A 20,423-nucleotide genomic window follows, 5' to 3' on the forward strand; every position below is an offset into this window, starting at 1 on the left:
CAAGTAGTGCGGCGCCGATCACAGACTTTTGTACCGGGGAGCACCATTCATGGCACACCGATTCGCCACACGGCCCTTGCTGGCCTTGGCCATTTCCTTGGCCAGCTGTATCGCGCCGTCGTACCTGCAGGCCGCTGAGGCCAACCAGGCCCAGACCTACCGCTTCGATATTCCCGGGCAGGGCCTGGACGCTGCGCTGGCGGCGTTCTCGGCGGTGACGCGGGTTCAGGTGCTAGTGAATGGGGAGTTGACCCAGGGGGTGATATCGCCGGGTGTGAAGGGCAACCTGGGGCAGCGTCAAGCCTTGGGGCAGCTGCTCGGCGGCACGGGACTGAGCGCGGCGTTTATCAATGCCGATACCGTCACCCTGGAAAAACGTGTGGTGCCAGGTTCTGCCCTGGAAGTGGGCGCCACCACCATCACGGCCGAACGCCTGGGCATCACCACCGAAGGCACGGGCTCGTACACCACGGGGGCTGTGACCCTGGGCAAGGGCGAGCAAAAACTCAAGGACATCCCGCAGTCGGTCAGCGTCATGACCCGCAAGCAGATGGATGATCAGAACACCACCAAGCTCTCTGAAGTGGTCAAGCGCACGCCCGGCCTGACAGCGACCAAGTCTCCCGGCTCCGGTATGTTCATCTTCTCCCGTGGCTTCGAGGTTGGCACCCTGCAATACGACGGTGTGGGGATTCCACGTAACACTTACACCTTGGGCAGCTATCTCACCGAAAACATGGCCATTTACGACCGCGTCGAGACGCTGCGCGGCCCGGCCGCCTTGCTGCAAGGTGCCAACAGCCCCGGCGGCACCATGAACCTGGTGCGCAAGCGCGGGCAGCAAGCGCCGACGGCGACCATTACCGCCGAGGCTGGCTCATGGGACCACTACGGCACTCAGGTCGATGTCGGTGGCCCGCTGAACGCCGAAGGCACCTTGCGCGGACGCTTCGTGGCGGATTACGACACCACCGACTCCTTCGTCGACTATGCGGGCGGCTGGAACCAGACGGTTTATGGCGCCGTCGACTACGATTTCACTCCCGACACCACCGTCGGCCTGGGCATCAGTAACCAGAAGGGCCATTCGCGCCCCAACTTCATGTCGTTGCCCCGTTATGCCGACGGCAGTGATATCGGTCTGCCGCGTTCGACATTTGTCGGCGCCAGTTGGAACCGCAGCGTCAACAATCAGACTCAGGTGTTTGCCGACATCGAGCACCGCTTCAACGATAACTGGAAAGTGAAAGCCGCACTGGTAGCCATGGATGAGCACAACGACGCAACCTACCAGGCGACGTGGGACACGGTACCCGTCGGCGGTGGCGCTGTGCCCTATGTAGATTGGATCACCGACTTCAATACCAAGAGCCGCGGCGCGGATGTGTATGTAAACGGCAAGTTTGAGGGGCTGGGCTTCCAGCAGGAAGTGGTGCTGGGCGCCAACTATTCCAAGCTCACCACCGACGACCAGTGGGCACGGGCTTCAAACCCCGGCGCGGATATCTTCAACATCGACCACAACCGCCCACAGCGCGACAAATACCAATTGTTCCAGGAGGGTGCCGCCTCGAAGAGCTGGTATGACATTCGCCAGAAAGGCATCTATGGCACCTGGCGTGTGAAAGTCCTGGACCCGCTGACGTTGATCGTCGGTGCGCGTACCAGTTGGTATGACTATTCCTACATTGGCCAGAGTGGTTTCAAAGGCACATATGGTGCCCCGCAAGACAATACCACCCAGTCCAATGGCAAGGTTACGCCCTACGCCGGCCTGGTCTATGCGCTCAACGAGCAGTGGTCGGCCTACGCCAGCTATGCCGATGCCTTTGAGCCGCAAACCAACCTGACCACCTCCGGCTCCCTGCTCAAGCCTATCGAGGGCAAAAACTACGAGTTGGGCATCAAGGGAGAGCTGGCTGACGGGCGCCTCAATACCTCGTTTGCGATCTTCCGTTACGATCAGGAAAACCGTAGCGTGCAGGACCTGCAAGGGCCAATGAACTGCAATGGTTGGTACTGCTCGGTCGCCTCTGGCAAGGTCCGCAGCCAAGGCTTTGAAGCCACACTCAGTGGTGAGGTGCTGCCAGGCCTGCAGCTGGCCTCCAGCTACACCTACAACACCACTGAATTCCTCAAGGACGACACCTACCAAGGCAAGATTTTCAGCACTTGGACCCCCAAGCACTTGCTCAAGGTCTGGGGTGATTACCAGTTGCCGGGCGATTGGCAACATTGGAGCGTGGGTGCCGGTGTGACCGCGCAAAGCAGCACCGAAGCCTATGACCGTACGTTCAGCGTGCCGGGCAATGCATTGTGGGATTCGCGGGTGGCCTACAAGATCAACCAGGAATTCACCGTGGCGGCAAACCTGAACAACATGTTCGACAAGAAGTATTACATCCCGGCCTACAACGCGAACTGGGGCAGCAACTACTACGGGGACCCACGCAATGTGATGTTCACCATGACCTATACCCCACAGTTCTAAGAGATTACCTATATCCAATGCGGGGGCTGGCTCGCCCGCAATGGCGGTGTGCCAAACAAGAACTCACCGGCAGGCCTATAGCTATCGCAGGCAAGCCAGCTCCCACAGTTGATCCTCGGTGTTGTGGAGGTTTTGGCCAGGCATAAAAATGCCCCGCACCTGGCGGGGCTTTTTTATGCGCGGGGCTTACAGGCCGTCGAGCATGGCTTTGTTGCGTACGGCACCCTTGTCGGCACTGGTGGCCAACAACGCGTAGGCCTTCAATGCGGTGGTGACTTTGCGCGGGCGCTTCTCCACTGGCTTCCAGCCTTTCTTGTCCTGCTCAACGCGGCGTGCTGCCAGTTCTTCATCGCTGATCAACAGGTTGATCGAGCGGTTCGGGATGTCGATCAGCACCTTGTCGCCATCCTGCACCAGGCCAATCGCGCCACCGGCAGCGGCTTCCGGCGAAGCGTGGCCGATGGACAGGCCCGACGTGCCGCCGGAGAAACGGCCGTCGGTCAGCAGGGCGCAGGCTTTGCCCAGGCCTTTGGATTTCAGGTAGGACGTGGGGTAAAGCATCTCCTGCATACCCGGGCCGCCTTTGGGGCCTTCGTAGCGGATGATCACGATATCGCCTTCCTTGACTTCGTCCGCGAGGATGCCGCGTACCGAGCTGTCCTGGCTTTCGTAGATCTTGGCGCGGCCTTCGAAGACGTGGATGGACTCATCCACGCCTGCCGTTTTGACCACACAGCCGTCGAGGGCGATGTTGCCGTACAGCACGGCCAGGCCGCCTTCTTGCGAGTAGGCGTGCTCGACACTGCGGATGCAGCCGTTTTCACGGTCGTCATCCAGGGTGTCCCAACGGGTCGACTGACTGAACGCCGTCTGCGTCGGGATACCGGCCGGGCCGGCCTTGAAGAAGGTGTGCACGGCTTCGTCGTCGGTCTGGGTGATGTCCCACTTGGCGATGCCTTCGGCGATGGACTTGCTGTGCACGGTTGGCAGGTCGGTGTGCAGCAGGCCGCCACGGGCCAGGGAGCCGAGGATCGAGAAGATCCCGCCGGCGCGGTGCACGTCTTCCATGTGGTACTTCTGGATGTTCGGCGCGACTTTGCACAGTTGCGGCACGTGACGGGACAGGCGGTCGATGTCGCGCAGGTCGAAGTCGATCTCGGCTTCCTGGGCCGCGGCCAGCAGGTGCAGGATGGTGTTGGTGGAACCGCCCATGGCGATGTCCAGGGTCATGGCGTTTTCGAACGCCTTGAAGTTGGCGATATTGCGCGGCAACACCGACTCATCGTTCTCGCCGTAGTAGCGCTTGCACAGCTCAACGATGGTGCGGCCGGCCTGCAGGAACAACTGCTCGCGGTCGCTGTGAGTGGCCAGTGTGGAACCGTTGCCCGGCAAGGCCAGGCCCAAGGCTTCCACCAGGCAGTTCATCGAGTTGGCGGTGAACATGCCGGAGCACGAACCGCAGGTCGGGCAGGCGCTGCGCTCGTATTCCGCGACCTTCTCGTCAGAAGCGCTGGAATCGGCGGCGATCACCATGGCGTCGACGAGGTCGAGGCCGTGGGAGGCGAGTTTGGTCTTGCCGGCTTCCATCGGCCCGCCGGAAACGAAGATCACCGGGATGTTCAGGCGCAAGGCAGCCATCAACATGCCAGGGGTGATCTTGTCGCAGTTGGAAATGCACACGATGGCGTCGGCGCAGTGGGCGTTGACCATGTACTCCACGGAGTCGGCGATGATCTCGCGGCTCGGCAGCGAATACAGCATGCCGTCATGGCCCATGGCGATGCCGTCATCCACGGCAATGGTGTTGAATTCCTTTGCCACGCCACCGGCGCGTTCGATCTCGCGGGCGACCAGTTGGCCCAGGTCCTTGAGGTGGACATGGCCAGGCACGAACTGGGTGAAAGAGTTGGCAATCGCGATGATCGGCTTTTTGAAGTCGTCATCTTTCATCCCCGTGGCACGCCACAGCGCGCGCGCACCGGCCATGTTGCGGCCGTGGGTGGATGTTTTCGAGCGGTAATCAGGCATTGGAGCACTCCGGGCGGCTAATCAAGTACTAAAGGGGAGTGAGCTTCTAATTGACGACTGGAACACTCAGAAAATGGCCGTGTGTCCGGAAGTTGCCACTCGCGTCGCGGGATCGCCGCGTGCTTGGGCCTCGAGCTCATAAACCCGCCGGGGGATGACTGGCGATGAATAGGGCCGATTCTACACCGCTGGCGGCTGGAGGGAATGGGCGCAACCTTGAAGTTAGCCGCTACAGGACGTGCGGGCGCCGCCGTGCCCATGAGTTCAACGCAAGGGCGGCAAGGCTCAGGATCAGAAAACACAAGCCAAGCGCAGTACTCAACTGGTGGGTAAAGGTGCTGATAAACGCACTGATACAGCCGCCAGCAATGAACAGCACTGCCGCAACGGCGGAAGCTGCGGCTCCCGCATTGTCTGGAAACAGGCTCATGGCCTTGGAGTTGGAAATGGGCCGGGTGATGGTGGTGCCCGCCGTGCAGAGCAGCATGGGCACCAATACTGTCGGGGTTGATAAGCCTAACAGGTAGGCCAACAGCAGCATGACTACGCCAGAGATTGCGATCAGAACCAGCCCGACTGCCATCTGGGTAGCCGCCGCCAGCCGTTTGTGCAGGACGCCGGCACAGAGGCCTCCCACTACGTAGGCGGCGCCGTAGAGAAGCAAGGTCAATGAGTACTCATGGGGTGACAGCTTTAACTGGTCCATGAAAATGAGCGGTGACACAACGATGAATGAGAAATGACAGGCGAAGGTGATCGCGGAGATCGTGGCGTAGCTGGCGAAATGTCTGTTGGCGAAAACCTTGGCGTAGGCCCTGAAAATACCCCGCTCGCCTGGCGCGGTTGGAGGGAAGCCGCCATGCAGTAATCGGTGAGCCATAAACCACGTTGCGGCACAGAGGGCGATAAACGCGTAGAAGCTGGCTTTCCATCCCCAGTGCAATTGCAGCCATGCGCCCAGCACTGGGGAAATCGAGATGAAAATGCCTCCGGCCGTGGCCATTGCTATGCGCAACCGCTCCTGTTCCCTGCCGAAAAAAAGGTCCTGCACCAGCGCTTGGGACAGTATGAAACCACCGCAGCCTATGGCCTGAATGACCCGGAAGAACAGGAATTGGGGCGTGTTTCTGGCGGCCAGACACCCGACTGCACCCAGGATGGCTACTACCATACTGGCCAGGAGTAGCTTCTTGCGACCGATTCTGTCGGACAGCGGGCCGATCAGCAGCATTGAGCAGGAAAATCCAATGGCGAACAGGCTGACGGATCGAGCGATATGGGTGGTCGAGGTATGGAAGTGTTCAGCCAGGGCGGGAAAGGAGGGCAGTACGACGTCAAGGGGGAAGACGCCCAGCAAAGTCATGGTCATCAGCCAGAAAACCAAGAGCGGTTTTTCAGCCTGTGTAATTGCCTTCGACATGCGCGAGCCTCGGTTCCATGAGAGGGGCGAGGATCGAGTCTGCGCTACGGAAAGTCAAAGCCTGGGGCAGTACGACATTTCCTGAAAACCTGTAGGAACCCGCAAGTCCCTACAGGGAACAGCATCAGCTATTGGGTAGCAACCGGCAGGTAATGCTCTTGATATACCGCGTCTCGACAATCGCCGGGTGCACCGGGTGGTCCGGGCCTTGGCCGCCACGTTCGAGCATCTGGATGTTGCGGTCCAGATGGCGGGCGCTGGTGAGCAGGATGTTTTGCAGGTCGTCTTCCGGCAGATGCATGGAGCACGACGCGCTGACGAGGATGCCGTCTTTGCTGAGCAGGCGCATGGCTTGCTCGTTGAGGCGGCGGTAGGCGCCTTCGCCGTTTTTCATGTCTTTTTTGCGCTTGATGAAGGCCGGTGGGTCGGCGACGATCACGTCGAAGCGTTCTTCGCTGGCTTTCAGTTCTTTAAGCGCTTCAAAGACGTCGCCTTCGATACAGGTCATCTTCTCGGCAAAACCGTTCAGCGCGGCGTTGCGCTCTACGCCGTCGAGGGCGAAGGCCGAAGCGTCGACGCAGAACACTTCACTGGCGCCGAAGGCTGCAGCCTGCACGCCCCAGCCGCCGATGTAGCTGTACAGGTCCAGTACTCGCTTGCCCTTGGCATACGGGGCCAGGCGGGCGCGGTTCATGCGGTGGTCGTAGAACCAGCCGGTTTTCTGGCCCTGGATCACCGGGGCTTCGAACTTGACGCCGTTTTCTTCCAGCGCCACCCACTCCGGCACCAGGCCGAACACGGTTTCGACGTAGCGGTTGAGGCCTTCGGCGTCGCGTGCGGCGGAGTCGTTCTTGAACAGGATGCCGCTGGGCTTGAGCACTTGGGTCAGCGCGGCGATCACGTCTTCTTTATGCGCTTCCATGGTCGCCGAGGCGATCTGTACCACCAGGATGTCGCCGAAACGGTCGACCACCAGGCCCGGCAGCAGGTCGGAATCACCGTAGACCAGGCGGTAGAACGGCTTGTCGAACAGGCGGTCACGCAGGGACAGCGCGACGTTGAGGCGGTGCACCAGCAGCGACTTGTCCAGCGGCAACTTGATGTCGCGCGACAGCAGGCGGGCACAGATCAGGTTGTTCGGGCTCATGGCCACGATGCCCAGGGTCTTGCCGCCGGCCGCTTCCAGGATAGCCTGGTCGCCTGCCTGGAAGCCGTGGAGTGGGGTGGCGGCCACGTCGATTTCGTTGCTGTAGACCCACAGGTGGCCGTTGCGCAAACGACGATCGGCGTTGGCTTTGAGACGCAGGCTTGGCAGGGACATGACGTCGCTCCGGAAAAAAGAGCGGGAGTATACCCTTTGCGCACTCTTTCATGTGGGAGCTGGCTTGCCTGCGATGCGGGCGGCGCGGTGTATCAGACGTACGGTGGTGAGGCTATCGCAGGCAAGCCAGCTCCCACATTCGATCGGGTTTCAGTTGGGTTTTTGGGTGTCGGCCACATCGGCATAAGGGGTAGAATTCGCGCCTAGCCCAGAGTGTGTACTTATGTCCCAAGAGCTTTCCCCCGAGCAGATCCAACAGGCCCTGCAAGGCATCAGCGTGCCGCCCCAACCGCAAATCATGGTGGATTTGCAGATGGAGCAGTACATGCCCGACCCGGACCTGGAAGTGATTGCAAGGTTGATCTCCCAGGACCCGGGCTTGTCCGGCGCGCTGCTCAAGATCGTCAATTCGCCGTATTACGGCCTGAGCAACAAAATTGCATCGATCCAGCGCGCGGTAAACCTGTTGGGCAGCCGCTCGATCATCAATTTGATCAACGCGCAGTCAATCAAGGGCGAGATGTGCGACGACACCATCGTCACCCTCAACCGCTTCTGGGACACTGCCCAGGATGTGGCCATGACCTGCCTCACACTGGCCAAGCGCACCGGCTCGCAAACCGTCGACGAAGCCTATGCCCTGGGCCTGTTCCACGATTGCGGCGTGCCGTTGATGCTCAAGCGCTTCCCCAACTACATGTCCGTGCTGGAACAGGCTTACGCCAACGCCGGCCCGGATTGCCGCGTGGTCGATACCGAGAACAATGCGTTCCACACCAACCATGCGGTAGTCGGCTACTACACCGCCAAGTCCTGGCGCCTGCCGGAGCATGTCACCGACGCCATCGCCAATCACCATAACGCCCTGGTGATTTTCAGCGATGAGACGACGCGCAACCCGCAGCTCAAGAACCTGCTGGCCATTTTGAAGATGGCCGAGCATATCTGTTCGTCTTACCGCGTACTGGGTAACCAGGCGGTGGACCATGAGTGGAATGCCATCGGCCACCTGGTGCTGGATTACGTGGGCCTGTCGGACTACGACTTCGAGAGCCTGAAGTTGTCGATCCGCGAACTGGGCGCGCACTGACCCGTCATTCAAGAGGTACACATGCCCGAGTTACCAGAAGTCGAAACCACCCGACGCGGCATTGCCCCGCACCTGGAAGGCCAGCGCGTCAGCCGCGTGGTAGTGCGTGAGCGGCGCCTGCGCTGGCCAATTCCGGAAGACCTGGATGTGCGCCTGTCAGGGCAGCGCATCGTGCTGGTGGAGCGCCGGGCCAAATACCTGTTGATCAATGCCGAGGTGGGCACCTTGATCAGCCACCTGGGCATGTCGGGCAACTTGCGCCTGGTGGAGGTAGGTATGCCGGCGGCCAAGCATGAACATGTGGATATCGAGCTGGAATCGGGTATGGCCCTGCGCTACACCGACCCGCGGCGCTTCGGTGCGATGCTCTGGAGCCTCGACCCGCACAACCATGAGTTGCTGATGCGGCTGGGGCCGGAGCCGTTGACCGACCTGTTTGATGGCGAGCGTTTGTTCCAGCTGTCTCGCGGCAAGTCGATGGCGGTGAAGCCGTTCATCATGGACAACGCGGTGGTGGTAGGCGTGGGTAATATCTATGCGACAGAGGCGCTGTTTGCAGCGGGGATTGACCCGCGCCGCGCCGCCGGGGGAATTTCACGCGGGCGTTATTTGAAGCTGGCGATTGAGATCAAGCGGGTGCTGGCCGCTGCCATCGAGCGGGGCGGTACCACGTTGCGGGACTTTATCGGCGGCGATGGGCAGCCGGGGTATTTCCAGCAGGAACTGTTCGTGTATGGCCGGGGCGGCGAGGCGTGCAAGGTCTGCGGCACTGAGCTGCGCAATGTGGTGCTGGGGCAGCGGGCGAGTGTGTTTTGCCCTAGGTGTCAGAGCTGATGGTTGGGTGAGGGCTGAGATTGCTATCGCAGGCAAGCCAGCTCCCACATTTGAATGTATTCACATATCCAAGTGTGGGAGCTGACTTGCCTGCGATGAGGCCTTTACGGGCAATGAAGAGGCTTAGGCCTTACCGGTAATCTTGCGGTACTTCTCCATCAACTGCTCTTCAGTCTCAGGGTGTGCCTCGTCCAGAGGAATGCAATCGACCGGGCATACCTGCTGGCACTGCGGTTCGTCGTAGTGGCCGACGCACTGGGTGCACAGGTTGGGGTCGATCACGTAGATCTCTTCGCCTTGGGAAATGGCGGCGTTCGGGCACTCGGGTTCGCAGACGTCGCAATTGATGCAATCGTCGGTGATGATCAGGGACATGGAAACTCCTGCCAGGGCACTCTGCCAAGGCATCTGAAAACTAATGCGCGCAATTGTGCCGCATTGACGCCCGCAGTGCGAGCCTGTCTCTGTGGTGAGGGATGAAAGGATTGGGACTGCTGCGCAGTCCAGCGGGAGCAAGCTCCCTCGCCACAATGAGCCTTACTTCTTGAAGCGCAATGTCAGTGCGTCTGCTACAGCTGGATGCACGAACTTGGTGATATCTCCGCCCAAAGCAGCGATTTCACGAACCAACGTCGAGGAAATGAACGAATAACGCTCCGACGGCGTGAGGAACAGGCTTTCCACGTCCGGCGCCAATTGGCGGTTCATGTTGGCCAGCTGGAATTCGTATTCGAAGTCCGACACCGCACGCAGGCCACGCAGGAACACATTGGCGTTCTGCTCCTTGGCGAAATGCGCCAGCAGTGTCGAAAAGCCCACTACTTCCACATTCGGCAGGTGCTTGGTGACCTCTTGCGCCAGCTCCACACGTTGTTCCAGGGGAAACAGCGGGTTTTTCTTGGGGCTGGCCGCGACCGCGATGATCACATGGTCGAACAGGCGAGAGGCGCGTTCGACCAGATCGCCATGGCCTTTGGTAATCGGGTCGAAGGTACCTGGGTACAACACTCGGTTCATCGCGTCGTCCTGGCGGAGTCCGTTGGGGAACCGGATGGTATCGCAGCATTACCGGTGGGCCAAGTCGACTTATGTAGATAGATACCGTGAATACCCTGTCTTTTCATGCCGTTTTCAGACGTTCGGCCAATGCGCTCGCCAGTTGCGCGGTCAATCCGTACACCGACAATTGCGGGTTGGCGCCAATGCTGGTGGGGAACAGCGAGCCATCGTGGATCGACAGGTTACGCAACTGATGATGGCGACCCAGGCTGTCGGCGACGGCATTTTTCGGATCTTCACCCATGGCACAACCGCCCATCACGTGGGCGCTGCCCAGGGTGGTGCGATGCAGTTCCAGGTTCAGACCGTCGATCACGCTGCGCGCTTCGGCCAAGTTGTTCACAAAACGCGCGTCGTGATGCAGGGGCTTGACCGATTTGGCCCCCGCCGCGAACTGAATCTCGGCCATGCTGTGGAAGGCCCGGCGCAGGCCGTCCCAGGCGTAGGGCGAGACCTGATAGTCGAGCACTGGCGTGCCGTCACCGCGTAACTCCACCGTGCCGCCTGGGCTGTCGGGGTGAAAGCCGTCGCGCAGCAGGGCGAGCATGGCGTGGGTGTGGGGTAATTGGTTCATGTCCAGGGCGTTCTGGTTGCCGTAGCCACCAAACAGGGTGCTCGCCAGGCCTGGATGCAGGGGCGGTGCTTCCAGTTTGTAGGACATTTTGCCGGTAGTGCCGTCCTGCCATTGGAAGTGGTCGGAGTAGATGGATTGCGGCGCACCGTAGAAGGGGTTGATCACTTCGTCGAACAGCCCGGCGGAGAAATTGACCAGGTGCAGGAAGGTGCGCTTGCCCAGCCGCGAGTGTGGGTCGGGCGCGTCGGAGCGCATCAGCAGGGCCGGGCTGTTGATGCCGCCGCCCGCCAGCACATAGTGCTTGGCTTTCACCCTGATCTTGCGCCCTGTTGGCGCTACGCAGCGTTCGTCCATGGCCACGCATTCGAGGCTGCTGATGGTGTCGCCGCTGTATGTGAGCCGTTCGGCGCGGGCCAGGTAAAGCAGTTCGCCGCCCTTTTCCAGGGTGGACGGGATGGTCGTCACCAGCATTGACTGCTTGGCGTTGACCGGGCAGCCCATGCCGCAATACCCCAGGTTGAAGCAGCCGCGCACATTGCGCGGGATCACATGCCAGCTGTAGCCGAGCTTTTCACAGCCTTTGCGGATCACATCGTTGTTGGCATTCGGCGGCAGCGCCCAGGGCGCGATGCCCAGGCGCTGCTCCATTTTTTCGAACCAGGGCGCCATTTCGGCGCTGCTGTGGCCTTTGACCGCATATTCGCTGGCCCAATGCGCGAGGGTAGCGTCAGGGGTGCGAAAGCTGGAGGTCCAGTTGATCAAGGTGGTACCGCCCACCGCCCGGCCCTGCAGGATGGTGATAGCGCCGTCCTTGCTCATGCGGCCGATGCCTTCCTGGTAAAGGCTGGCGTAGGCTTCGTCTTCCAGCAGCTTGAAATCACTACTGGTCTTGAGCGGGCCTTCTTCGATCAGCAACACTTTGTAGCCGGCGGCGCTGAGGATTTCGGCGGTGGTACCGCCCCCGGCGCCGCTGCCGATGATGGCGACATCCGCTTCCAGGGTCAGGTCGTGATCCAGGGCGGCGCCATTGTGGGTTTTCCAGCCACGGGCCAGGCCGTCGCGGAACAGATCGGGTACGGGCATAGGTGTGCTCTCTTATTCTTGTCGGAAGATGCAATCTTGGGGGATTGCCCAGGCTAGATCTTGGGCGGGCCGGGGTAGCCGCAATGGGCCCAGGACTCGGGCCGGAAGTACCAGGCCATGATCACTAGTTTGAGCAGCGAGCCCTGGCCCATGCGCAAAAGGTTCAGGTAACTGTTTTCCCAGCGGTGCAGGAAATTGCGGATCTGTTCGCTGCTGGCGTTTTCCCAACTGCCCCAGATACCGGTCAGCGGGCCGCGGGTAATGCCCATGCCCAGTACGTCGAATAATTGCTGGGTGAGCTTGAACATCTCGGGCGACAAGTGCTGCAGGCTGTAATCGAGCTTTTTCAGGGTGCCCTCAATACCTGCAAGCACTTGTTCGGCACTAGCCGCGCCTTCTAGCAGCACCGGGATTACCGCCCGCAAGAACGGCAAGTCGCTGGTGCGCAACATCGCAAAGCCGCTGGCCGGCGTACTGCTGGAGCAACCACTGAGGCTGGCGCCCAACCCGGCGGTGGCGAGGAAGGCGCTGGCACACAGGCCGATTTTCAAGACGCCGCGCCGTGACAGCGCGGGTGAATCAGTCAGGCTGGGGTTCATTGTTTTTATAGTCCCGAAGGTGGCGGTTATCAGCGGATAAACAGCTTCTGGATCAGCTTCTGGATCGACTTACCATAGGGCGGGTAGATCAACTTCGCTGCGTTCAGGCGCTGTTTGACCAGCACACCCTTGGCCTTGCTGAACGTCAGGAAACCTTCGTGACCGTGGTAATGGCCCATGCCTGACGGGCCGATGCCACCGAACGGCATATCGTCCTGGGCGACGTGCAGCAAGGTGTCGTTCAGGCACACACCGCCGGAATGGGTTTCGTGGAGCACCCGCGCTTGTTCGCCTTTGTTGTAGCCGAAGTAATACAAGGCCAGTGGGCGAGGGCGCTGGTTGATGTAGGCAAAGGCTTGGTCAAGGCCGCGATACGGCACGATGGGCAGGAGCGGGCCGAAGATTTCGTCCTGCATCACGGTCATGTCGTCGCTGACATTCAACAGCAGGCTGTGGGCCATTCGCCGCGCCTGGCCTTGCTCGTACAGCGGGATCAAGGTGGCGCCTTTGTCGGTGGCGTCCTTGGCGTAGGCATTGAGCCGGGCCAGTTGGCGTTCGTTGATGATGGCGGTGTAGTCTGGGTTGTCGGCCAGCGTCGGATAAAACCCGCGCACGGCTTTGGAATACGCCTCGACAAAGCCCTCCACGCGATCTTCCGGTACCAGCACATAATCCGGCGCCACGCAGGTTTGTCCGGCGTTCAAGGCTTTGCCGAAAGCGATGCGTTCGGCAGCATCCTTGAGCGGCACGTCGGCCGAGACAATGGCTGGCGATTTGCCGCCCAGCTCCAGGGTCACCGGCGTGAGGTTTTCGGCCGCCGCACGCATCACGTGCTTGCCTATGCTGGTAGCGCCGGTGAACAGCAGGTGATCGAAGCGCAACTTGGAAAACGCCATGCCCACGTCAGCTTCGCCCAGCACGACGCACACCAAGTCCTCGGGGAAGATCCTGGCCAGCAACGCCTTGAGCAGCTCGCCGGTGGCCGGCGTGGACTCGCTGAGCTTGAGCATCACCCGGTTACCGGCAGCCAATGCCCCAACCAGCGGGCCGATGGCCAGGTACAGCGGGTAGTTCCACGGCACGATGACGCCGACGACGCCCAGTGGCTGGTAAATGACTTTGGCTGAGGCGGGCTGGAAGGCAATGCCTACAGCGCGGCGGGAAGGTTTCATCCAGCCCTTGAGGTGTTTGCTCGCGTAGTGAATGCCATGCAGGCTAGGCATCAATTCGGCAAACAGGGTTTCGTCGGCGCTGCGATGGCTGAAATCCTGGCTGATCGCATTGATCAGCGCCTGGCGTTCGTCGCTCAGCAGATCCCGCAGAGCCTTGAGCCATTGCTGGCGCTGCCCGGCCGGCGGCATCGGGTTGGCGGCATAGGCGCGGCGTTGGGCGTCGAACAGGTCCTGGAGTTGATCCAGCGCCTGGGAATCTTGCAGGTAGGCAACGTTGGCAGACATGGCGCGGCACCGATTGTTATTGGTCTGCCTGGATTTTTAGAGTCATTGCTCTAAATTGTCAAATAACATTGCAGTAACATCCAGATTTATCCTGGCCGGGTTAGGCCGTAAGATGCCCCATCCCGTGTATAGAAGCTGATCCCCTATGGCACCACGAGTAAAGACCAGCGAGCGCATTGTGCAAACCAGCCTGGAGCTTTTTAACCAGCAGGGCGAGCGCAGTGTCAGTACCAACCACATTGCCGCCCACATGGAAATTTCCCCGGGCAACCTGTACTACCACTTCCCTAACAAGCAGGCGATCATCGCCGTGCTGTTCCGCGAATATGAAGCGTTGGTAGACAGTTTCCTGCGCCCGCCCCAGGGACGCACGATGGTGGTGGAGGATAAACGCTTTTACCTGCAAGCCGTATTGGCCGGCATGTGGCGTTATCGCTTCCTGCATCGCGACCTCGAACACCTGCTGGAGAGCGACCCGGAACTGGCGACCGGCTACCGGCGTTTTTCCCAGCGTTGCCTGATCCAGGGCGGCGCGATCTACCAGGGCTTTGTCGATGCCGGCATTCTCAATATGGACCCGGTGCAAACAGAAGCCCTGACCCTGAATGCGTGGATCATCCTCACCTCGTGGGTGCGCTTTTTGTGTACCACCAATGAAAAATCCACCCACCTGAGCGCCGAGGCGATCAAGCGTGGGGTTTATCAGGTGCTGGTGCTGGAGGCGGGGTTTGTCACGCCACAGGCCAAAGAGGCGGTGGACGCCTTGTTCAAAGAGTTTTACGTGCCGTTGAATCAGGCACTGGAAGAAGTGAAGTAAGACCTTTCCCCTTTGTATTCACAGGAGTCAGTCATGCCGCTTGCCCAACTGATCAGCCCCCAGCAATTGGCCGAGCGCCAACAGTCGAGCGGGTGGGTGATCCTGGATTGCCGCTTTGCCCTGGAAGACCCGGACTACGGCTTGTGCAGTTACGCCGAAGGGCATATCGAGGGCGCGCAATACGCCGACCTGGAGCGCCACCTGAGCGGCCCGGTGACCAAGGGCGTGACCGGTCGTCATCCTTTGCCGGCGGCGGACACGTTCGCCAGGCAACTGCGGGCCTGGGGTATCAGTGCCGACACCGATGTGGTGCTGTATGACGACGGCCCCGGTGCCTACGCCGCCCGTGCCTGGTGGCTGCTGGCCTGGCTGGGCAAGCGTGATGGTGTGTTTATTCTGGATGGTGGCCTCAAGGCCTGGCATGCCGCCGGTTTCCCCCTGAGCCTGGACGCGCCCGTGGTTGAGCCAGGTACCTTCGCCGGTACGCCGGATCATCGTCTGTTGCTGGATGCCGAACACCTGCAAAAACGCCTGGGCCAACCCGGCCTGACCTTGATCGACGCCCGCGCCCAGCCGCGCTTTCGTGGCGAAGTAGAACCCATCGACCCGATTGCCGGGCATATCCCTGGCGCGCAATGCGCGGCGTTCAGTGAAAACCTGGGCAGTGATGGTCGTTTCTTACCGGCTGATCAGCTCAAGCAACGCTTTGCCGCGCAGCTGCAAGGGCGCCCGCCGCAGGAGTTGGTGGCGTATTGCGGGTCTGGGGTGACGGCGTGCCATAACCTGTTTGCGTTGAGCCTGGCGGGGTACCCGTTGGGTAAGTTGTATGCGGGGTCGTGGAGTGAGTGGATTACTGATCCAGCTCGGGAAATAGCCACGGGCGAGTAAACGACCGGTGTAAACGTTTCATTGAAATGTGGGAGCTGGCTTGCCTGCGATAGCAGAGTGTCAGCCACCTCAACATTGGCTGGCCCACCGCTATCGCAGGCAAGCCAGCTCCCACACTATTGACCGTATTGGGTCTGGAGCCACTGCGGGATCCGGCGTTCCAGGTAGTAACCAGGGCGCTTCAACGAACCCTCCACAAACCCCACATGCCCGCCCTTGGCCAGCAACTCGAACTCGGTGCAGGCCGACAGCTCACTGGCGTCAGGCAAGCTGTGCGCAAACACAAACGGATCATCAGCCGCCTGGATAATCAGCGTCGGCGTGCGGATACCGCCCAGGTAATAGCGGCTGGAAGCGCGGCGATAGTAATCCTCGGCACTCAAGAAACCGTGCAGCGGCGCGGTTACCCGCCCGTCGAAGTCCCAGAACGTGCGCATCTTTTCCAGAGAGCCAAGGGCCTCCAGGGTTTTGAGCCCATCCTCACGACCGTCCTGCAGGAATTGGCGTTGCTTGACGCGGATATACGCCAGCATCTCGCGCATGAAGTGCTTCTGATACACCCGCGAGAACCCCAGCCCAATGCGATCCGCGCATTGATCCAGGCGAAACGGCACCGACACCGCCGCCGCGCCCTGCAGCCCTGAAGCCTCGCCGGTTTCCCCCAAATGCTTGAGCAACACGTTGCCGCCCAGGGAGTAACCCACCGCGTACAAGGGCGCCAAAGGCCGTTTGGCGCGCAGATGAGCAATCGCGGCTGCCAGGTCTTCGCTGGCGCCGGAGTGATAGCTGCGAGCCAGCAGGTTGGGCTCGCCCGAGCAGCCGCGCCAGTTCAACGCAGCACTGGCCCAGCCTTGGGTGGCGAGGACTTTTTGCAGGCCGGCCACATAGGGCGAATTGGACGAACCGGTCAGCCCATGCAACACCAGCACCAAAGGCGCTTGCACGTCATGAGGCCCGTGCCAGTCGAGATCGAGGAAGTCGCCATCCTCCAGCCACAGGCGCTCACGCTGACGCTCGAGGTGGGTGGTCGGCCGCCACAGCGGCCCCCACAGTGTCTGCAAGTGAGGGTTGCTGAGGCCGAAGGCGGGTTTGAACAGGTCGCAAGAAGGGGTCATGACGCTCTCGGTGGCAAGTGAACTCACTGTGGCGAGCGAGCTTGCTCGCGCTGGGCCGCGTAGCGGCCCCATCAAGAACACTGCGTTTATTCAGTCGGAACACCTTGGCAGGTTTCAGGGCCGCTTCGCAGCCCAGCGGGAGCAATCTCTAGCCACACGATCAGGCGGCGTTTTCGACCAAACGATGCCACAACGCGTAATACACCCGCCCGGACTTCTGCTCCCGGTGCAGGCGCCAGCCACTTGGCAGGCCGAGCGTGGACGGCGCGGTCTCGCTCTCAGTGTAGATCCAGGCATCCGGTGCCAGCCACTGGCGTTCTTCCAGCAGTGTGCAGACGGTCGGCAGCAGGTTCTGGTTGAACGGTGGATCGAGGAACACTACGTCGTATTCAGTGGCCGCCTGGGTTTCCAGGTAGCGCAGCGCGTCGGCCGTCTGCACCTGGCCGGTGGTGCAACGCAGTGTGCCCAGGTGCTCCTTGAGGCTGGACACCGCCACATTGCTGGCGTCCAGCGCCTGGCCCTGGGCCGCGCCACGGGACAGCGCCTCCAGGAACAGCGCGCCGCTGCCGGCGAACGGGTCCAGCACTTTGGCCCCGCCTATGTACGGCGCGAGCCAGTTGAACAGGGTTTCACGCACGCGATCGGGCGTCGGGCGCAGGCCCACGACGTCGGGGAAGCTCAGCTTGCGGCTGCCCCATTCACCGCCAATGATGCGCAGTTGGCCCACACCGTTATGCACGTTGTGGACAGGTTTTTTCGGGCGAGATGAACTGGCCATTAATGCTCCGGAACCCCGAGCGGCTGCTCGGCAGGTTTATCAGTGGGGGGCGGTAGTGGCTTTTGCGCAATCGTCGGGCCGGCGGTCACGATGACCATCTTGTCGGCGCTCAAGTGTTTGTTCATTGCAGCCTTGACCTGATCGACGGTCAGGGCCTGGGATTGTTTCATGAAATCTTCCAGATAGCTCAGCGGCAGGTTGTAGAAACCCATGGCGCCCAACTGCCCGACGATATCGGCGTTGCTGGCGGTGGACAGCGGGAAGCTGCCGGCCAGTTCGCGCTTGGCGTCGTCCAGTTCTTTTTGTGTTGGGCCGTTCTTGAGGTAATCAGCCAGTACATCCTCAACCAGGCGCAGGGTGCCGCCGCTCATTTCGGCGCGGGTCTGCAGGTTGATCATGAACGGGCCGCGCACCTGCATCGGTGAGAAACCGGAGTACACGCCGTAGGTCAGGCCGCGTTTTTCACGCACCTCGCTCATCAAACGGGTACCGAAGCCGCCGCCGCCAAGGATCTGGTTGCCCAGGGACAAGGCTGCGTAGTCCGGGTCGGCGCGGTCGATGCCCAATTGCGCAAACAGCAGGTGGGTTTGCTTGGACGGAAACTCGATACGGCTCAGGCCGGCTTTTGGCTCGGTCGGTTGAGCGATCTTGACCATGGCCGGGCCTTTGGGCAGCGATGCCGACACTTTGGCCGTCATGGCCTCGGCTTCTGCACGGGTCAGGTCGCCGACGACCGCAATCACCGCATTACCCGCCGCATAGGCTTTGGCATGGAACGCCTGCAGCTGTGCCAGGGTAATTTTCGGCACGCTTTCTGGGGTGCCTTCGCTCGGATGCGCGTAAGGATGGTCGCCGTACAGACGCTTGAACAGCTCGATGCTCGCCAGTTTGCCGGGGTTCTGTTTCTGGTACTCGAAACCGGCCAGGATCTGGTTCTTGATCCGCGCCAGGGAATCCGCCGGGAACGTCGGCTGGCCAATCACCTGGTCGAACAGGGCCAGGGCGGCGGTGCGCTTATCGTTGTCGCTCAGGCTGCGCAGGGTCACCAGCGCCATGTCGCGATAGGCGCCGTTGCCGAAATCGGCCCCCAGGCCTTCGAACCCACTGGCGATCTGGCTGACATCCTTACCCGGCACGCCTTCGTTGAGCATGGCGTTGGTCATCAGCGCCAGGCCTGGCACGTCGCCATCCTGGCTGCTGCCGGCGGCAAACAGCAGGCGCATGTCGAACATCGGCAATTCGTGGGCTTCGACGAACAGCACCTTGGCGCCTTCGGCGGTGGTCCAGGTTTGTACGTCGAGCTTGCGGTTGGTCGGTGCCTTGCCATCCAGTTCCGCCAGGGACTGCAGGGTGCTGGCCGTTTGAGCCTTGTCCAGGGCCTGGCTGGCGACCGACTCGCTGGGGCGCAAGAAGTAAACGGCGCTGGCCGCCATCAGGGTGACGGCGATCAGGCCGGGCAGGATCAGGCGGCTGTTTTTGCGATCACTCATGAGCGGTCTCCTCAGGCAAAACATGGGCGACGCTCAGACGTTCGCGGGTGAAGTAGGTGCGCGCGGCTTTCTGGATATCTTCCGGCGTCACGCTTTGCAGGTCGGCCAATTCGGTGTCCATGAGCTTCCAGGACAGGCCGACCGTTTCCAGGGAGCCGATGGCCGTGGCCTGGCTGGTGATGGAATCACGCTGGTACACCAGGCCCGCAATGACCTGGGCACGGATGCGCTCCAGTTCTTCAGCGGTCGGCGGCTTGGCCTTCAACTCATCGAGCAGGCGCCACAGGCCGGCTTCGGCTTGGGCGACGGTTTTCTTCTTCTGCTGGTTCGGCGTGGCCGAGAGGGTAAACAGGCTGTCGCCACGGGTGTAGGCGTCGTAGTTGGTGGAAGCCGCGGACACAAGTTCCTCACCGCGCTCCAGTTGCTCGGAGATCCGTGCACTGTAGCCGCCGTCCAGCAGCGCCGAGATCAGGCGCAGGGCCTGCACCGAGCGTTTGTCTTCGGCGGTGGCCAGGCCAGGCACGTTGAAGCCCAGGAACACGCTTGGCAATTGGGTCTGCACGTGCAGGGTCAGCAGGCGCTCGCCGGGCTCGGCCAGTTCCATCGGGATTTTTGCCGGCGGCACGTCACGCTTGGGGATCGGGCCGAAGTAACGTTGGGCGAGGTTTTTCACCTCGTCCGGGGTCACGTCGCCGACCACCACCAGGGTGGCGTTGTTCGGCACGTACCAGGATTGGTACCAGTGGCGCAGTTCCTCGACCTTCATGCGGTCCAGGTCGGCCATCCAACCGATGGTCGGCGTGTGGTAGCCGCTGGCGGGGAAGGCCATGGCCTTGAAGCGCTCGAACGCTTTGGACATGGGGTTATCGTCGGTGCGCAGGCGGCGTTCTTCCTTGATTACTTCGATTTCACGGCTGAATTCGTCGGCCGGCAGGCGCAGGCTGGCCATGCGGTCGGCTTCCAGCTCAAAGGCCACACCCAGGCGATCACGGGCCAATACCTGGTAATACGCGGTGTAGTCGTCGCTGGTGAAGGCGTTTTCTTCGGCGCCCAGGTCGCGCAGGATCAGCGAGGCTTCGCCGGGGCCAACCTTGGCGCTGCCCTTGAACATCATGTGTTCCAGGGCGTGGGACAAACCGGTCTGGCCCGGGGTTTCGTAGCTTGAGCCAACCTTGTACCAGACCTGGGAAACCACCACCGGCGCGCGATGATCTTCGCGCACGACCACCTTGAGGCCGTTATCGAGGGTGAATTCATGGGTGGGTTGTGGATCGGCAGCCAAAGCTGAGAGAGGCAGACAAACTGTGCTGAACAGCAGGCCTGCGGCGCGGCGGGCTAGAGCATTCATTCGTTTTTAAACCTGTTGGGCTGCCCGCTTG

Annotated in this window: 17 protein-coding genes; 5 read left to right on the forward strand and 12 right to left on the reverse strand. The window is 61.2% G+C overall.

Annotated elements, in window-relative coordinates; all coding sequences use genetic code 11:
- Nucleotides 1-49 precede the first annotated feature (49 nt).
- Nucleotides 50-2,491, forward strand: coding sequence for a TonB-dependent siderophore receptor (locus FXO12_RS19905; protein ID WP_160049726.1), 2,442 nt, complete (start codon nucleotides 50-52; stop codon nucleotides 2,489-2,491).
- 186 nt (nucleotides 2,492-2,677) lie between these two features.
- On the opposite strand, the gene ilvD is transcribed toward FXO12_RS19905, so the two are convergent.
- The 3 genes from ilvD to FXO12_RS19920 form a co-directional block, all read right to left on the reverse strand.
- Nucleotides 2,678-4,519: a dihydroxy-acid dehydratase gene (gene ilvD / locus FXO12_RS19910; protein ID WP_003195159.1), complete on the reverse strand. Its 1,842-nt coding sequence runs from the start codon at nucleotides 4,517-4,519 to the stop codon at nucleotides 2,678-2,680.
- A gap of 229 nt (nucleotides 4,520-4,748) precedes the next feature.
- On the reverse strand, nucleotides 4,749-5,939 hold the full coding sequence (locus FXO12_RS19915) for an MFS transporter (protein WP_057976451.1): 1,191 nt from the start codon (nucleotides 5,937-5,939) through the stop codon (nucleotides 4,749-4,751).
- Nucleotides 5,940-6,063: 124 nt separating this feature from the next.
- A complete protein-coding gene (locus FXO12_RS19920) occupies nucleotides 6,064-7,260 on the reverse strand; it encodes a class I SAM-dependent rRNA methyltransferase (RefSeq protein ID WP_005792302.1) in 1,197 nt (398 codons plus the stop codon).
- Nucleotides 7,261-7,537: 277 nt separating this feature from the next.
- On the opposite strand from FXO12_RS19920, the gene FXO12_RS19925 reads away from it, so the two are divergent.
- Together FXO12_RS19925 and mutM are read left to right on the forward strand one after the other, a co-directional pair.
- Complete coding sequence (locus FXO12_RS19925; protein ID WP_169918786.1) at nucleotides 7,538-8,350, forward strand: HDOD domain-containing protein; 813 nt, start codon at nucleotides 7,538-7,540, stop codon at nucleotides 8,348-8,350.
- A gap of 21 nt (nucleotides 8,351-8,371) precedes the next feature.
- On the forward strand, nucleotides 8,372-9,184 hold the full coding sequence (mutM, locus tag FXO12_RS19930; RefSeq protein WP_003195148.1) for a bifunctional DNA-formamidopyrimidine glycosylase/DNA-(apurinic or apyrimidinic site) lyase: 813 nt from the start codon (nucleotides 8,372-8,374) through the stop codon (nucleotides 9,182-9,184).
- Nucleotides 9,185-9,307: 123 nt separating this feature from the next.
- Here mutM and FXO12_RS19935 read toward each other — a convergent pair whose 3' ends face one another.
- The 5 genes from FXO12_RS19935 to FXO12_RS19955 all read right to left on the reverse strand — a co-directional run bounded on the left by FXO12_RS19935 (nucleotide 9,308) and on the right by FXO12_RS19955 (nucleotide 13,956).
- A complete protein-coding gene (locus FXO12_RS19935; RefSeq protein WP_003195146.1) occupies nucleotides 9,308-9,559 on the reverse strand; it encodes a YfhL family 4Fe-4S dicluster ferredoxin in 252 nt (83 codons plus the stop codon).
- A gap of 162 nt (nucleotides 9,560-9,721) precedes the next feature.
- A complete protein-coding gene (coaD, locus tag FXO12_RS19940; RefSeq protein ID WP_003195136.1) occupies nucleotides 9,722-10,201 on the reverse strand; it encodes a pantetheine-phosphate adenylyltransferase in 480 nt (159 codons plus the stop codon).
- Nucleotides 10,202-10,304: 103 nt separating this feature from the next.
- Nucleotides 10,305-11,900, reverse strand: coding sequence for a GMC family oxidoreductase (locus FXO12_RS19945; RefSeq protein WP_057976454.1), 1,596 nt, complete (start codon nucleotides 11,898-11,900; stop codon nucleotides 10,305-10,307).
- A 53-nt stretch (nucleotides 11,901-11,953) separates the two neighbouring features.
- On the reverse strand, nucleotides 11,954-12,499 hold the full coding sequence (locus FXO12_RS19950; protein ID WP_020301931.1) for a hypothetical protein: 546 nt from the start codon (nucleotides 12,497-12,499) through the stop codon (nucleotides 11,954-11,956).
- Nucleotides 12,500-12,528: 29 nt separating this feature from the next.
- Nucleotides 12,529-13,956, reverse strand: coding sequence for a coniferyl aldehyde dehydrogenase (locus FXO12_RS19955; RefSeq protein ID WP_057976456.1), 1,428 nt, complete (start codon nucleotides 13,954-13,956; stop codon nucleotides 12,529-12,531).
- A 145-nt stretch (nucleotides 13,957-14,101) separates the two neighbouring features.
- Between FXO12_RS19955 and FXO12_RS19960 the strand changes: the two genes are divergently transcribed.
- Together FXO12_RS19960 and FXO12_RS19965 are read left to right on the forward strand one after the other, a co-directional pair.
- A complete protein-coding gene (locus FXO12_RS19960; protein WP_005792294.1) occupies nucleotides 14,102-14,773 on the forward strand; it encodes a TetR/AcrR family transcriptional regulator in 672 nt (223 codons plus the stop codon).
- A 33-nt stretch (nucleotides 14,774-14,806) separates the two neighbouring features.
- Nucleotides 14,807-15,661: a sulfurtransferase gene (locus FXO12_RS19965; RefSeq protein WP_054897588.1), complete on the forward strand. Its 855-nt coding sequence runs from the start codon at nucleotides 14,807-14,809 to the stop codon at nucleotides 15,659-15,661.
- Between the two features lie 116 nt (nucleotides 15,662-15,777).
- On the opposite strand, the gene FXO12_RS19970 is transcribed toward FXO12_RS19965, so the two are convergent.
- From FXO12_RS19970 to FXO12_RS19985, 4 genes are all read right to left on the reverse strand, one after another.
- A complete protein-coding gene (locus FXO12_RS19970) occupies nucleotides 15,778-16,776 on the reverse strand; it encodes a hydrolase (RefSeq protein ID WP_057976457.1) in 999 nt (332 codons plus the stop codon).
- Between the two features lie 160 nt (nucleotides 16,777-16,936).
- The gene (rsmD, locus tag FXO12_RS19975) at nucleotides 16,937-17,554 is read right to left on the reverse strand and encodes a 16S rRNA (guanine(966)-N(2))-methyltransferase RsmD (protein ID WP_034128953.1); all 618 of its coding nucleotides are present in this window, start codon (nucleotides 17,552-17,554) and stop codon (nucleotides 16,937-16,939) included.
- Nucleotides 17,554-19,044 (reverse strand): pitrilysin family protein, encoded by a 1,491-nt coding sequence (locus FXO12_RS19980; RefSeq protein ID WP_057976460.1) that lies wholly within the window; start codon nucleotides 19,042-19,044, stop codon nucleotides 17,554-17,556. The genes rsmD and FXO12_RS19980 overlap by 1 nt, the downstream gene beginning before the upstream one ends.
- The gene (locus tag FXO12_RS19985) at nucleotides 19,037-20,392 is read right to left on the reverse strand and encodes a pitrilysin family protein (protein WP_003195117.1); all 1,356 of its coding nucleotides are present in this window, start codon (nucleotides 20,390-20,392) and stop codon (nucleotides 19,037-19,039) included. Before FXO12_RS19985 ends, FXO12_RS19980 begins: the two co-directional genes overlap by 8 nt.
- Between the last annotated feature and the right edge of the window lie 31 nt (nucleotides 20,393-20,423).

It is taken from the genome of Pseudomonas sp. J380 (assembly GCF_009827115.1).
Taxonomy (GTDB): Bacteria; Pseudomonadota; Gammaproteobacteria; order Pseudomonadales; family Pseudomonadaceae; genus Aquipseudomonas; species Aquipseudomonas paracarnis.